The sequence below is a fragment of the Brachybacterium sp. SGAir0954 genome, assembly GCF_005490785.1.
GTDB classification, from domain to species: domain Bacteria; phylum Actinomycetota; class Actinomycetes; order Actinomycetales; family Dermabacteraceae; genus Brachybacterium; species Brachybacterium rhamnosum.
In genome coordinates, this window is the sequence record NZ_CP027295.1 from 2,662,277 (window position 1) to 2,675,637 (window position 13,361).

7 protein-coding genes and 6 tRNA genes are annotated in these 13,361 nt (G+C 71.8%); 7 read left to right on the forward strand and 6 right to left on the reverse strand.

Annotation, left to right across the window (positions count from 1 at the left end; all coding sequences use genetic code 11):
- Positions 1–150: 150 nt before the first annotated feature.
- Together C1N80_RS11940 and thrS are read right to left on the reverse strand one after the other, a co-directional pair.
- Positions 151–711, reverse strand: coding sequence for an HIT domain-containing protein (locus C1N80_RS11940; RefSeq protein ID WP_137770970.1), 561 nt, complete (start codon positions 709–711; stop codon positions 151–153).
- Positions 708–2,708 (reverse strand): threonine--tRNA ligase, encoded by a 2,001-nt coding sequence (gene thrS, locus C1N80_RS11945; protein ID WP_137770971.1) that lies wholly within the window; start codon positions 2,706–2,708, stop codon positions 708–710. The genes C1N80_RS11940 and thrS overlap by 4 nt, the downstream gene beginning before the upstream one ends.
- A 418-nt stretch (positions 2,709–3,126) precedes the next feature.
- On the opposite strand from thrS, the gene C1N80_RS11950 reads away from it, so the two are divergent.
- Both C1N80_RS11950 and C1N80_RS11955 read left to right on the forward strand, forming a co-directional pair.
- On the forward strand, positions 3,127–4,920 hold the full coding sequence (locus C1N80_RS11950) for a BCCT family transporter (protein ID WP_370297287.1): 1,794 nt from the start codon (positions 3,127–3,129) through the stop codon (positions 4,918–4,920).
- A gap of 82 nt (positions 4,921–5,002) precedes the next feature.
- On the forward strand, positions 5,003–5,710 hold the full coding sequence (locus C1N80_RS11955) for a transporter substrate-binding domain-containing protein (protein ID WP_137770973.1): 708 nt from the start codon (positions 5,003–5,005) through the stop codon (positions 5,708–5,710).
- 57 nt (positions 5,711–5,767) lie between these two features.
- Here C1N80_RS11955 and C1N80_RS11960 read toward each other — a convergent pair.
- The 4 genes from C1N80_RS11960 to C1N80_RS11975 all read right to left on the reverse strand — a co-directional run bounded on the left by C1N80_RS11960 (position 5,768) and on the right by C1N80_RS11975 (position 6,178).
- Positions 5,768–5,839 (reverse strand) — tRNA-Val (locus C1N80_RS11960).
- A 24-nt stretch (positions 5,840–5,863) separates the two neighbouring features.
- Positions 5,864–5,937 (reverse strand) — tRNA-Cys (locus tag C1N80_RS11965).
- Between the two features lie 67 nt (positions 5,938–6,004).
- Positions 6,005–6,080 (reverse strand) — tRNA-Gly (locus C1N80_RS11970).
- A 26-nt stretch (positions 6,081–6,106) separates the two neighbouring features.
- Positions 6,107–6,178, reverse strand: a tRNA-Val gene (locus tag C1N80_RS11975).
- Between the two features lie 287 nt (positions 6,179–6,465).
- Here C1N80_RS11975 and C1N80_RS11980 point away from each other — a divergent pair.
- From C1N80_RS11980 to treZ, 5 genes are all read left to right on the forward strand, one after another.
- A tRNA-Gly gene (locus C1N80_RS11980) sits at positions 6,466–6,541 on the forward strand.
- 27 nt (positions 6,542–6,568) lie between these two features.
- A tRNA-Val gene (locus tag C1N80_RS11985) sits at positions 6,569–6,643 on the forward strand.
- Between the two features lie 134 nt (positions 6,644–6,777).
- Positions 6,778–8,916 carry a glycogen debranching protein GlgX gene (gene glgX, locus C1N80_RS11990; RefSeq protein ID WP_137770974.1) on the forward strand — a complete coding sequence of 713 codons (2,139 nt, stop codon included), beginning with the start codon at positions 6,778–6,780 and terminating at the stop codon, positions 8,914–8,916.
- A gap of 79 nt (positions 8,917–8,995) precedes the next feature.
- On the forward strand, positions 8,996–11,539 hold the full coding sequence (treY, locus tag C1N80_RS11995) for a malto-oligosyltrehalose synthase (protein ID WP_168198102.1): 2,544 nt from the start codon (positions 8,996–8,998) through the stop codon (positions 11,537–11,539).
- Positions 11,536–13,332 carry a malto-oligosyltrehalose trehalohydrolase gene (treZ, locus tag C1N80_RS12000; protein WP_137770976.1) on the forward strand — a complete coding sequence of 599 codons (1,797 nt, stop codon included), beginning with the start codon at positions 11,536–11,538 and terminating at the stop codon, positions 13,330–13,332. Before treY ends, treZ begins: the two co-directional genes overlap by 4 nt.
- The last annotated feature ends 29 nt before the right edge of the window (positions 13,333–13,361 follow it).

Genomic DNA, 13,361 nt, shown 5'->3' on the forward strand with positions numbered 1-13,361 from the left:
CCCGGCTGCGGTGCGCGCGGCGGCGCCGGCATCGTGCTCATCGCTCCGGTCTCCTCCCGCGGCGGTGGTGCGGCGCGCCTCCCCCGGCGCGCCCGTCGACCTGTCGCATCGTAGCCCAGCGCCCCGTCCCGCCCGCGGACCGCCCGGCCCTCAGGCGGGCCAGGCCTCGGCGTACATCGCGCGGGTGTCCGCGAGCAGGATCGGCAGCGCCTTGGTGCGGCCGACGATGGGCAGGAAGTTCGCGTCCCCCATCCAGCGCGGGACGACGTGCTGGTGCAGGTGCGCGGCGATGCCCGCCCCGGCGACCTCCCCCTGGTTCATGCCGAGGTTGAATCCGGCGGGCGAGGACACCTCGCGGACCACGCGCATCGCGGTCCGCGTGAGGGCGGCGACCTCCGCGACCTCCGCCTCGGTGAGATCCGTGTAGTCCGCGACATGGCGGTACGGGCACACGAGGAGGTGACCGGTGTTGTACGGGTACAGGTTGAGGATCACGTACGCCACCTCGCCGCGATGGACGACGAGCGCGTCCTCGTCACCGCGGCCCGGCGCGGAGCAGAACGGGCACTGCTCGGCGTCGTCCGGGTCCTCGGGCTTGTCCTTCCCGCCGATGTACGTCATCCGGTGCGGGGTCCACAGGCGCTGCGTGGTGTCGGGGACGCCCGCGAAGCCGCGGGCGTCCTCGACGGTGGGCTCGGGGGCCTCGCTCACACCTGCGCCTTGTCCCGGATCGCGGCGACGATCCGCTCGACGGCCTCGTCGACGGGGATGCCGTTGTCCTGGCTGCCGTCGCGCAGGCGGAAGGAGACCGCGCCCTTCTCCTGGTCCTCGCCGCCGGCGATGAGCAGGTAGGGCACCTTCTCCTTGGTGTGCGTGCGGATCTTCTTCTGCATGCGGTCGTCGGAGTCGTCGACGACGACGCGCACGCCGCGCTCCCGGAGCTTCGTCGCGATCTCCTCGAGGTAGGGCGCGTACTCGGCGGCGACGGGGACGCCGACCACCTGCACCGGGGACAGCCACACGGGGAACGCGCCGGCGTAGTGCTCCAGGAGCACACCGAAGAAGCGCTCGATCGACCCGAACAGCGCACGATGGATCATCACGGGCCGCTGGCGGGAGCCGTCGGTCGCCGTGTACTCGAGCTCGAACAGCTCGGGCTCGAAGAAGTCGAGCTGGATCGTGGAGAGCTGCCAGGTGCGACCGATCGCGTCCTTCACCTGGACGGAGATCTTGGGGCCGTAGAAGGCGGCGCCGCCCGGATCGGGGACCAGCTCCAGCCCGGAGGCCGTGGCGACCTCCTCGAGGGTGCGGGTCGCCTCCTCCCAGGTGGCGTCGTCGCCCACGGACTTCTCGGGGTCGCGGGTGGAGAGCTCGAGGTAGAAGTCGTCGAGCCCGTAGTCGCGCAGGAGATCGAGGACGAAGCCGAGCAGGCTCGTCAGCTCCTCCTTCATCTGCTCGCGGGTGGTGTAGATGTGCGCGTCGTCCTGGGTGAAGCCGCGCGCGCGGGTCAGTCCGTGCACCACGCCGGACTTCTCGTAGCGGTAGACGCTGCCGAACTCGAACAGCCGCAGCGGGAGCTCGCGGTAGGAACGGCCCCGGGAGCGGTAGACGAGGTTGTGCATCGGGCAGTTCATAGGCTTGAGGTAGTAGTCCTGGCCCTGCTTGGTGACGTTGCCGTCGGCGTCCACCTCCTCGTCCACGTGCATCGGGGGGTACATGCCCTCGGCGTACCACTCGAGGTGGCGGGAGGTCTCGAAGAGGTTCTTCTTCGTGATGTGCGGGGTCGAGACGAAGGAGTAGCCGGCCTCGACGTGACGACGGCGCGAGTAGTCCTCCATCTCCATCTTGATCATGGCGCCCTTGGGGTGGAACACCGGCAGGCCCGAGCCGATCTCGTCCGGGAAGGAGAAGAGGTCCAGCTCGCTGCCCAGGCGGCGGTGGTCGCGGCGCTCGGCCTCGGCGATGCGCTGCTGGTGCGCCTTGAGCTCGTCCTTGGTGGGCCAGGCGGTGCCGTAGACGCGCTGCAGCATCGGGTTCTTCTCGCTGCCGCGCCAGTAGGCGGCGGCCGAGCGGGTGAGCGCGAAACCGTTGCCGATCAGCTTGGTGGTGGGCAGGTGGGGGCCGCGGCAGAGGTCGGTCCAGACGACCTCGTCGCGGCGGTTGACGTTGTCGTACATGGTCAGGCCGCCCGCGCCGACCTCGACGCTCGCGCCCTCGCCGGCGTCGTCGGCGGTGGACTTCAGGCCGATCAGCTCGAGCTTGTAGGGCTCGGCGGCCTCCTCAGCGCGGGCGGCGTCGTCGCTGATCTCGCGGCGGACGAAGCGCTGGCCCTCCTTGACGATGCGACCCATCTCCTTCTCGAGCGCCTTGAGCGACTCGGGGGTGAAGGGCTCGGCGACGTCGAAGTCGTAGTAGAAACCGTCGGTGATGGGCGGTCCGATGCCGAGCTTCGCCTCGGGGTTGACCTTCTGCACGGCCTGCGCGAGCACGTGGGCGGTGCTGTGGCGCAGGATCGAGAGGCCGTCGGGGCTGGAGATGTCGACACCCTCGACGACCTGGCCCTCGACGGGCGCCGTGGCGAGGTCACGCAGCTCGCCGTCGATGCGCAGCGCGACGATCGAGGCGGTGCCCTCGAAGAGCGTCGTGCCCGTGGTCCCCTCCTCGATTCGCTGGGGTGAACCGTCGAGGGTGATGGCGATCTGGGCCACGGGATGCTCCTTGGTGTGCGGGTCGAGCCGGCCGACGATGCCGGCTCCGCGGCCGATGGTATCGGGGAACCGTCTCCGACCACGACCCCGATCCGGGCCGACGGGGCCCTCACCACGCCCGGGACGATGAGACCGGCATCACTCCCCCGGGGTGAATCGGTGCACGTCAGACATGCCCCGGACCGGACCGACCTCGCTTTTCGCCGCTTCTGACCGTTTCGGCCGCCGCTATGGTGTCCGGGAACGACATCCCCGACCCCAGGAAGGAGTCGTCCCTCCTCCGGCCGATCCCCGATCGCGGCCGCCCGAGGCGACGTTCCCCATGAGTCAGAACACACAGACGACCAAGGAGCTCCTCGACGATCTCCGCGACGCGAAGCCACGGCGCAGACGGAAGCACACCCAGGGCACCGACCGCATCGTGTTCGGCGTCGCCGCCGTCCTCGCGATCGCCTTCGTGATCTGGGGGCTCGTCTCCCCCGCCGGCCTCGGCGCGGTCGCGGACAGCGCCCTCGCGGGCGTCATCGGCAACTTCGGCTGGCTGTACGTCATCGCCGCCTCCGTCTTCACGATCTTCGTGCTCGTCGTCGCGTTCTCGCGCTTCGGCCGCATCCCGCTGGGCCGTGACGGCGAGGAGCCGCAGTTCAAGACCGCCTCGTGGATCTCCATGATGTTCGCGACCGGCATGGGCATCGGCCTCATCTTCTACGGCGTGGGCGAGCCGCTGTTCTTCTACATGTCCCCGCCGCCGGGCACGGTCGAGGCGCAGACCCCCGAGGCGATGACCACCGCCATGGGCACGACGCTCTTCCACTGGACCCTGTACCCGTGGGCCATGTACGCGATCGTGGGCCTCGGCATGGCCTACGGCACCTACCGCCTGGGCCGCGCCCAGCTGTTCTCCGCGATGTTCGCCTCGATCTTCGGCGAGCGGGTCTCCGAGGGCGTGGGCGGCCGCATCATCAACATCCTCGCCATCCTCGCGACGCTGTTCGGCTCCGCCTGCTCGCTGGGTCTCGGCGCCCTGCAGATCGGCGGCGGCATCACCTCCACGGGCCTCATGGAGAAGGTGACCTCCCCGGTCCTCGTCCTCATCATCGCGGTCCTCACCGCGTGCTTCGTGGCCTCCGCGGTCTCCGGCATCGAGAAGGGCATCCAGCTCCTCTCCAACACCAACATGGTGCTCGCCGTGGTCCTCGCGGTCATCGTCTTCGTGGGCGGCCCGACGCTCTTCATCCTCAACGTGATCCCGAACGCCGTGGGCGGCTTCATCGACCAGCTCCCGCAGATGGCCTCGCGCACCGCTGCCGCCGGTGACGAGTCGCTCGCCGAGTGGATGAGCAGCTGGACCGTCTTCTACTGGGCCTGGTGGGTCTCCTGGTGCCCCTTCGTGGGCCTGTTCATCGGCCGCATCTCCCGCGGCCGCACGATCCGTCAGTTCGTCACCGGCGTGCTGCTGGTCCCCTCGGTCGTCTCCCTGCTGTGGTTCTCGATCTTCGGCGGCGGTGCGATCGGCATCCAGGAGCGCGCCGAGCGCGCCCAGGACGAGGGCTCGATGCTCTCGAAGGTCGTGGACGGCGTGCCGGACATCAACTTCGACACGATCCTGTTCTCGACGCTCGACGCCCTGCCCGTCCCCGGCTTCGTGACCATCATCCTCATGGTCCTGGCCGTGGTGCTCGTGGCGATCTTCTTCATCACCGGCGCGGACTCCGCCTCCATCGTCATGGGCGGCCTCTCCGAGCACGGCGCGGAGGAGCCCACCCGCAAGGCGGTCGTCTTCTGGGGCGTCGCGACCGGCGCCGTCGCGGCGATCATGCTGCTGGCCGGCGGTGACGAGCCCGCGGAGGCCCTCAACGGCCTGAAGAACATCACGATCGTGTCCTCGCTGCCGTTCGTCCTGGTCATGCTGCTGCTGTGCGTGGCGATCTGGAAGGATCTCTCGAAGGACCCGCTCATGATCCGCAACCGCCTCGCGCGGCACGTGCTCGAGGACGCGATCGAGTCCGCGATCGACGAGCACGACGGCGAGCCCTTCGCCCTGCACACGGTCGAGGCCGTGGTCGAGGTGACGCCGGAGGACGCGAAGCGTCTGTCCGACGGCCGCCCGGCGACGTCGGCCGGCACCTCCTCGGAGGCGGCGTCGTCCGCCACCGCGGAGTCGACCGTCGAGGCGGGCGCGTCCCCCGAGGACGGCCCCGCGCGGGCCTGACCGCCCCGCTGCGTCGCGAGCCCCGGACCTCCTCGAGGTCCGGGGCTCGTCCCGTCCCGGGGACCCGTCCTAGGGTCAGGTCATGGGCGACGCACGGAGATCGGACGACGCACCGCTGCGCGCGGTCATCAACCTCGGCAACGCGGTGCTCGCGCACGGCGACCCGGAGGACCCGCGGGGCGTGAGCGTCGACCTCGCGCGGGAGCTCGCTCGGCGCGCCGGCCGCGCGGTGGAGCTGCGGGCGGTGACCGCCGCCCGTGACGCCGTGGAGGCCCTCGAGGCGGGCGCGGCGGATCTCGGCTTCCTCGCCCACGACCCCGAGCGCTCCCGGACGCTCGCCTTCACGGATCCCTACGTGATGATCGAGGGATGCTTCGCCGTCCCGGAGGCCGCACCGCCCACGGTCGCCGACGAGGTCGACCGCCCCGGGCTCCGCATCGGCACCAAGCGGGGCTCCGCGCTGCACCTGCATCTCGCGCGCATGGTCGGCAGCGCCGAGCTGGTCCCCCTGCCCGAGCACCCGCTGCCGGGCGAGGACCCGGCGCTCGACGTGATCACGGGGATCCGGGACCCGCTCACGGCCGCGCTCCGGGCGTCCCCGGGCTGGCGCCTGCTCGAGCCCGCGTTCCTGCGGATCCCGCAGTGCGTGGCCGTCCCTGCAGCGACGCCCGCGGTGGACCTGGACGCGCTGGCGGGCGCGGTGCGCGAGCTGCTCGCCGCGGGCTTCGTGGCGCGGTCCCTCAGCGCCGACGGCCGACCGCCGGAGCTAGCGGCCCCTCCCGCCCGCTGAGCCGGGACACGGACGAGCCCCCGGCCGGGATGACTCCCGGCCGGGGGCTCGTGTCGGTGGGCGATACTGGGATCGAACCAGTGACCTCTTCCGTGTCAGGGAAGCGCGCTACCGCTGCGCCAATCGCCCGCTCCGCGTCCCGGGGGGACGCGGTGGAGGTGGGTACGGGATTCGAACCCGTGTACACGGCTTTGCAGGCCGTTGCCTCGCCTCTCGGCCAACCCACCACGGGGTGCGGTGCACCCTCGATACGGAGACGGCGCGTCCGACGATTCGTCGGGCGCGCCGTCCCTGTGGAGCGGACGACGGGACTCGAACCCGCGACCCTCACCTTGGCAAGGTGATGCTCTACCAACTGAGCCACGTCCGCAGTGCGGGATCCACAGGGATCCTGCGTGGGCGATACTGGGATCGAACCAGTGACCTCTTCCGTGTGAAGGAAGCGCGCTACCCCTGCGCCAATCGCCCTCGGGGGCCTGCTCTCTCGAGCGGACCTGGAACAGCCTACACGCTCCTCGGCGAGCTCCGGACCAGATCCGATGTGACCTACGTCGTCACGGCGCCCCTCCCCCTCGCCGCTCCCGTCGGCCCCCGACGCGCACCCGAGGGCGGGCCGCCGGCTCCGCAGGGACGGCGCGGGCGCCGCACAGGCAGGACGACGGCGCAGGACGGTGACCTCGGCCACGACCGGGCCCCTCGGTTTGCCTCGACCCGCAGGTCGGTCTAATGTTGCTCTTCGTCGGCCTGGCCGATGTGCGGACGTGGCTCAGTTGGTAGAGCATCACCTTGCCAAGGTGAGGGTCGCGGGTTCGAGTCCCGTCGTCCGCTCCATCCCTCCCCCGCGCCCCAGGGCGCACCGGGCGATTGGCGCAGCGGTAGCGCGCTTCCCTGACACGGAAGAGGTCACTGGTTCGATCCCAGTATCGCCCACCATCCGAAGGCCCCGGCTCACGCCGGGGCCTTCGTCGTCCCCGGGCCTCGCCCCCCCCGGTCACGACTCGGCCGCGGAACCGACCAGGAGTGCGGCTCACGGGAGTTCCCCGGCCCCGTGCCGCTAGCCTGTGCCCATGCAGATCTGGCCCGGTCAGTCGTATCCCCTGGGAGCCACCTTCGATGGCTCCGGCACCAACTTCGCCCTGTTCTCAGAGGTCGCCGAGCGCGTGGAGCTGTGCCTGCTCGACGACGCGGGCACCGAGACACGCATCGAGCTCACCGAGGTCGATGCCTTCGTCTGGCACGTCTACCTTCCCGCGGTGCAGCCCGGGCAGCGCTACGGCTACCGCGTGCACGGTCCCTTCGACCCGGCCGCCGGCCTGCGCTGCGATCCCAGCAAGCTCCTGCTGGACCCGTACGCGAAGGCGATCTCGGGGATGGCCAGCAACCATCCCTCGCTGTACAGCTACGACTTCGAGGACCACGAGGCGCGCAACACGGAGGACTCCGCGGCGCACACGATGCACTCGGTCGTCGTCTCCCCCTACTTCGACTGGGGCAGCGACCACTCCCCCGCCCACGAGTACCACGACACCGTGATCTACGAGGCGCACGTCAAGGGCCTGACGATGCTCCACCCCGACGTCGACGAGTCGATCCGCGGCACCTACGTCGCCATGGGGCACCCCGCGATCATCGAGCACCTCACCGAGCTCGGGGTCACCGCCGTCGAGCTCATGCCCGTGCACCAGTTCGTGCAGGACGGCCACCTCGTGGAGAAGGGGATGCGCAACTACTGGGGCTACAACACCATCGGCTTCTTCGCGCCCCACAACGAGTACGCCTACGCCGGGGACCGGGGCCAGCAGGTCCAGGAGTTCAAGACCATGGTCAAGAACCTCCACGCGGCGGGCATCGAGGTCATCCTCGACGTGGTCTACAACCACACCGCCGAGGGCAACCACATGGGGCCCACGCTCTCCTTCCGCGGCATCGACAACGCGTCCTACTACCGCCTCGTGGAGGAGGACAGGGCGCACTACTACGACACCACCGGCACCGGGAACTCGCTGCTCATGCGCACCCCGCACGTGCTGCAGCTGATCATGGACTCGCTGCGCTACTGGGTCACCGAGATGCACGTGGACGGCTTCCGCTTCGACCTCGCCTCGACGCTCGCCCGGGAGCTGCACGAGGTGGACCGGCTCTCCGCCTTCTTCGACATCATCCAGCAGGACCCGATCATCTCCCAGGTCAAGCTCATCGCGGAACCCTGGGACCTCGGCGAGGGCGGCTACCAGGTGGGCGGCTTCCCGCCGCTGTGGTCGGAGTGGAACGGCCGCTTCCGCGACACGGTGCGCGACTTCCACCGCTCCGAGGCCGGGATGATCGGCGAGTTCTCCTCCCGCCTGGCCGGCAGCTCGGACCTCTACCAGCACACCGGGCGCACCCCCATCGCCTCGATCAACTTCGTCACCGCCCACGACGGCTTCACGCTGCGCGACCTGGTCTCCTACAACGAGCGCCACAACGAGGCCAACGGCGAGGGCGGCAACGACGGCGAGTCCCACAACCGCTCCTGGAACTCGGGTGCGGAGGGGCCGACGGACGACCGCACGGTGCTCGACCTCCGCCTGCGCCGCGCGAAGAACCTCATGGCGACGCTGCTCGTCAGCCAGGGGGTCCCGATGATCCTCCACGGCGACGAGATGGGCCGCACGCAGGGCGGCAACAACAACACCTACTGCCAGGACGACGAGATCTCCTGGATGCACTGGGAGCTCGAGCCGGACCAGATGGACATGCTCTGGTTCACGCAGCGGATGATCGCCCTGCGCCGCGAGCACCCGATCTTCCGCCGCCGGCGGTTCCTGCAGGGCGTGGTGCGCGAGGGCTCCGCCTCGAGCCTCCCCGACGTGGAGTGGATCGGCACCGACGGCGCCCCCATGACGGACGAGGACTGGAACGCCGCGGAGAACAAGTGCCTCACGGTGTTCCTCAACGGCTCGGCGATCCCGGAGCCGGACGCCCGCGGCGCCCAGATCGTCGACGACTCCGCCCTGCTGCTGTTCAACGCCTCCGGGAACGGGGTCGAGTTCACGCTGCCCGGCGAGGACCACGGCCCCGTGTGGACCACCGTCCTCGGCACCGACGGCGAGGACGAGGTGGACACCGAGCTGGCCGCGGGGACCACGATCACGCGCCCCGCGCACTCGATGCTGCTGCTCATGCGGCCGGCGATCGAGGACCCCGCCGGCACGGACCAGGGCTGAGACCACCCGCACGGCTGAAGAGCGCTCCCCGGCACCGGGCCGGGGAGCCGCCGGACCATCGATCCCCGGGAGGCACACCGTGACCACCGCCCATCGCACCGGAGCCGTCCCCGCCGTGGACCGCCCGGCACCGCCCACCTCGACCTACCGCCTGCAGCTGCACGCGGGGTTCACGGCCGACGACGCCGCCGCGCTCGTGCCCTACCTCGCGCGGCTCGGGGTCGGCCACGTGTTCTGCTCCCCCGTGCTGCAGGCCGCCCCCGGGTCGATGCACGGCTACGACGTCGTCGACCACCGTCGCGTCTCGGAGGACATCGGCGGGGAGGAGGCGCTGCACCGGCTCGCAGCCGCCGCCCACGAGCACGACATGGGAATGATCGTCGACGTGGTCCCGAACCACATGGCGATCCCGACGCCGATCTGGCACAACCACGCCCTGTGGTCCGTGCTGCGGGACGGCCCCGCCTCCCCCTTCGCCGACTGGTTCGACCTCGACCCCGCGGGGCAGGGGATCCTCGTGCCCGTGCTCGGGCGGCCCATCGGCTCCGTGCTCGCCGACGGCGAGCTCTCCGTCGGGACCGCGATGATCCCGCAGGGCGACGGCACCGCCCGCGAGGAGCAGGTGCTGCGCTACTTCGACCACGTCCTGCCGCTCGCGGCGGGCACCGAGCACCTGGGCCTCGCCGATCTCCTCGAGCGCCAGTGGTACCGCCTCGCCTACTGGAAGGTCGCGGACGACGAGCTGAACTACCGGCGCTTCTTCGACGTGGACACCCTCGCCGCGATCCGGGTCGAGCTGCCCGAGGTCTTCGAGGCCACGCACGCGACCCTGCTGCGGCTGCAGGGCGAGGGCGTGATCGACGGCTACCGCATCGACCATCCCGACGGCCTCGCGGACCCCCGTGGGTACCTGCGGGACCTCGAGGCGGCGAGCGGGGCCGCCTGGACCGTCGTGGAGAAGATCCTCGAGGGCGAGGAGACCCTGCCCGGGGACATGCCGTGCGACGGGACGACGGGCTACGACGCCCTGTGGCGGGTGGGCGGTCTGTTCCACGACCCGCGGGGTGCGCTCGGGCTCACGCAGCTCTGGCAGCGGATGACCGGCGACCAGCGCAGCTTCGACCAGGTCGCGGAGGAGTCGACCCGGCTCGTCGTGTCCACGAGCCTGTGGGCGGAGATCGAGAGGCTCACCTCCCTCATCCACCGCATCTGCCAGGAGGACATCCGCCTGCGCGACACGACCCGGCGCAACCTGCAGAAGGTCGTCGTCGCGCTGCTGGGCTCGATGGACCGCTACCGCGCGTACATCGTGCCCGGGGAGCCCGCGCCGGGCTCCGAGCGGGCCGTGATCGAGCACGCCGCCGCGCGCGCACGGCTCGCGCTCGGGGAGGACGAGGACGTCGTCGCGACGCTCGAGCTCGTCGTCGCCCTGGTGTGCGGCGACGAGGTGGGCAGCGCGGGACGCACGGCGAGCGCCGACCGCGCCGAGGTGGTGGTGCGCTTCGCGCAGACCTGCGGGCCCGTCCACGCGAAGGCGCACGAGGACACCGCCTTCTACCGCTACCCGCGCTTCCTGCCCGTCACGGAGGTCGGCGCGGACCCGGACCGGATCGGGGTGGAGCCGGACGACCTCCACGACCACGCCCTGATGATGGTCCGCACCCGCCCGGACTCGATGACCACGCTGTCCACCCATGACACGAAGCGCAGCGAGGACGTGCGCGCGCGGCTCGCGGTGCTCACGGAGGCGCCGCTCGACTGGGCCGTGACGGTGCAGGCGCTCGAGCAGGCGACCGCCGGATCGCGCGGCGACCGGGTCGACGGCGCGATCGCGTTGCTGCTGTGGCAGGTGCTCGCGGCGTGCTGGGACCTGCCCGGGGCGGACGCCCCGCGGATCACCGAGGAGCGCCTCACCGGCTACCTCGAGAAGGCGATGCGCGAGGCGAAGACCCGCACCAGCTGGACCGAGCCGGATACCGCCTACGAGCAGGAGGTCCAGGACCTCGCGCGGGCGGCGCTCGCCTCCCCCGAGGTGGACGCCGTCCTCTCCGACTGGACCCGACGCACCCTGCCCGCCCAGCGGGCGGCGATCCTGGGCCAGAAGCTCGTGCAGCTCACGATGCCGGGCGTGCCGGACGTCTACCAGGGCAACGAGACCGTGGACCTGTCCCTGGTGGATCCCGACAACCGTCGTCCCGTCGACCATGCGGCCCATGCGGCGCGGCTCGAGCGGATGATCGAGGGCGCCGGAGCCGGCGGCGTGGGCGACGAGAAGCTCTGGCTCACGCACCGCGCGCTGGGCCTGCGCCGGGAGCGGCCGGAGCTCTTCGCCGGCCGCCACGCCGCCTACCGCCCGCTGCCGACCACCACCTCCCACGCCGTCGCCTTCGGCCGTGCCGTCGACGAGGGGCCCCTCGAGGCGGTCACGGTCGCCACGCGCCTCGCGCACGGTCTCGCCCAGCGCGGCGGCTGGGGCGATGCGCGGCTCTCCCTGCCCGAGGGCCGCTGGCGGGATCTGCTCACCGGGCGGGACGTCGAGGGCGGCCTCGTGCCGCTGCGGGAGCTGCTCGAGGAGCTGCCCGTCGCCCTGCTGGTCCGCGAGGCGGAGGGGGCGGGACGATGACCGGCACGCCGCCGCCCGTCTCCCACGATCTCGCCGGTGGCCACGCGGTCTGGGCACCGTCGGCCGAGCACGTCGAGATCCGCCGCGACGGTGAGGTCTCGTCCCTGCGACGGGACGAGCGGGGCTGGCACACGCTGCCGGACTCCCCCGCCCACCCCGGCGAGCGCTACGCCTTCCGGCTGGACGGGGACGGACCGTGGATCCCCGATCCGCGCTCGCTGTCCCAGCCCGACGGCGTCCACGGCGAGAGCGAGGTCGTCGACCTCGCGGCGCTCCGCTCGCTCGCCGCGGAGGGCTCCCCCTGGGAGGGTCGCCCGCTGCGGGGCCGTGTCCTGTACGAGCTGCACGTGGGGACCTTCACCCCCGGGCCGGACGGCCGCGGCGGCACCCTGGACTCCGCGATCGGGCGTCTGGACGAGCTCGTGGAGCTCGGGGTGGACGCGGTCGAGCTCATGCCGCTCGCGGCCTTCCCCGGGGACCGCGGCTGGGGCTACGACGGGGTGGGGCTGTATGCGGTCCACGCCGCGTACGGGGGGCCCGCGGCCCTCGCCCGCTTCGTCGCCGCCGCCCACCGGCGCGGGATCGCCGTGCTGCTCGACGTGGTGTTCAACCACCTGGGGCCCGCCGGGAACTACCTCGGCCTGCAGGGTCCCTACTTCACCGACCGCCACCACACACCCTGGGGCGAGGCCGTGAACCTCGACCAGCCGGGGTCGCCGGAGGTCCGGGCGTTCCTGATCGGCGCCGCCCACCAGTGGCTCGTGGGGATGGGCCTGGACGGACTGCGGCTCGACGCCGTGCACGAGCTGCACGACGACTCCGCGCTCCCCTTCCTCGCCGAGCTCGCGCTCGCCGTGGAGGGCTGGGAGCGCGAGACCGGACGTCCCCTGCTCCTGATCGCCGAGTCCGACCGCAACGACCCGGCGACCGTGAGCCCGGTCGCGGGCGGCGGCCTCGGCATGGACATGCAGTGGGCGGACGACGTCCACCACGGCGTCCACGCCTGGATCACCGGGGAGCGGGAGGGCTACTACGAGGACTTCGGCTCCGCCGAGGTGCTCGCGACGGTCCTGACGCGGGTGTTCCTCCACGACGGCGGCTACTCGAGCTTCCGCGGTCAGGACTGGGGCGCCCCCGTCGACCCGGCCTCGGCGGACTACGACTCCCACTCCTTCGTCACCTTCCTCCAGGACCACGACCAGGTGGGCAACCGCGCCGCCGGCGACCGCATCCACCACGGACTGGACCCGCGGCGCCATGCCGCGGCGGCCGCGCTGATCCTCCTGGGACCGGGCACCCCGATGCTCTTCCAGGGAGAGGAGTGGGCCGCCTCGACCCCCTTCGCCTATGTCACCGACCACGACGAGGAGCTGGGACGGCTCGTCACCGCGGGCCGCACCGAGGAGTTCTCGCGGATGGGCTGGGCGGAGGAGGTCCCCGACCCTCAGGACCGCGCGACCTTCACCGCCTCGATCCTGCGCTGGGAGGAGCGCTCCCGGGACGAGCACGCGCGCATGCTCGCCTGGTACCGCACGCTGATCGGCCTGCGCCGCGCCCTGCCCGCCCTGCGCGACCCCGATCTGCGGGCGACGAGCGTCGAGGTGCTCGCCGAGGAGACCGTGCTCCTGCGCCGCGGCGACGTCGCCGTGCTCGCCCATCGGGGTGAGGGCCGGGCGACGCTCCCCGTCGCGGGCGAGGTGCTCGCCCGCTTCGGCGCGCCGCTCCGCGGGGCCGACGGCGGCGGCGTGACGGGGCTGGACGGCCCGGGAGTCCTCGTGGCGCGCACCGTCTGACCCGCCGACCCCCGGGTCCCGGGCCCGGC

Bases quoted from the DNA above. Each gene is read 5' to 3' on its own strand.
- glgX (WP_137770974.1), top strand. From the start codon at position 6,778: ATGCAGATCTGGCCCGGTCAGTCGTATCCCCTGGGAGCCACCTTCGAT.
- C1N80_RS11955 (WP_137770973.1), top strand. From the start codon at position 5,003: ATGGGCGACGCACGGAGATCGGACGACGCACCGCTGCGCGCGGTCATC.
- treZ (WP_137770976.1), top strand. From the start codon at position 11,536: ATGACCGGCACGCCGCCGCCCGTCTCCCACGATCTCGCCGGTGGCCAC.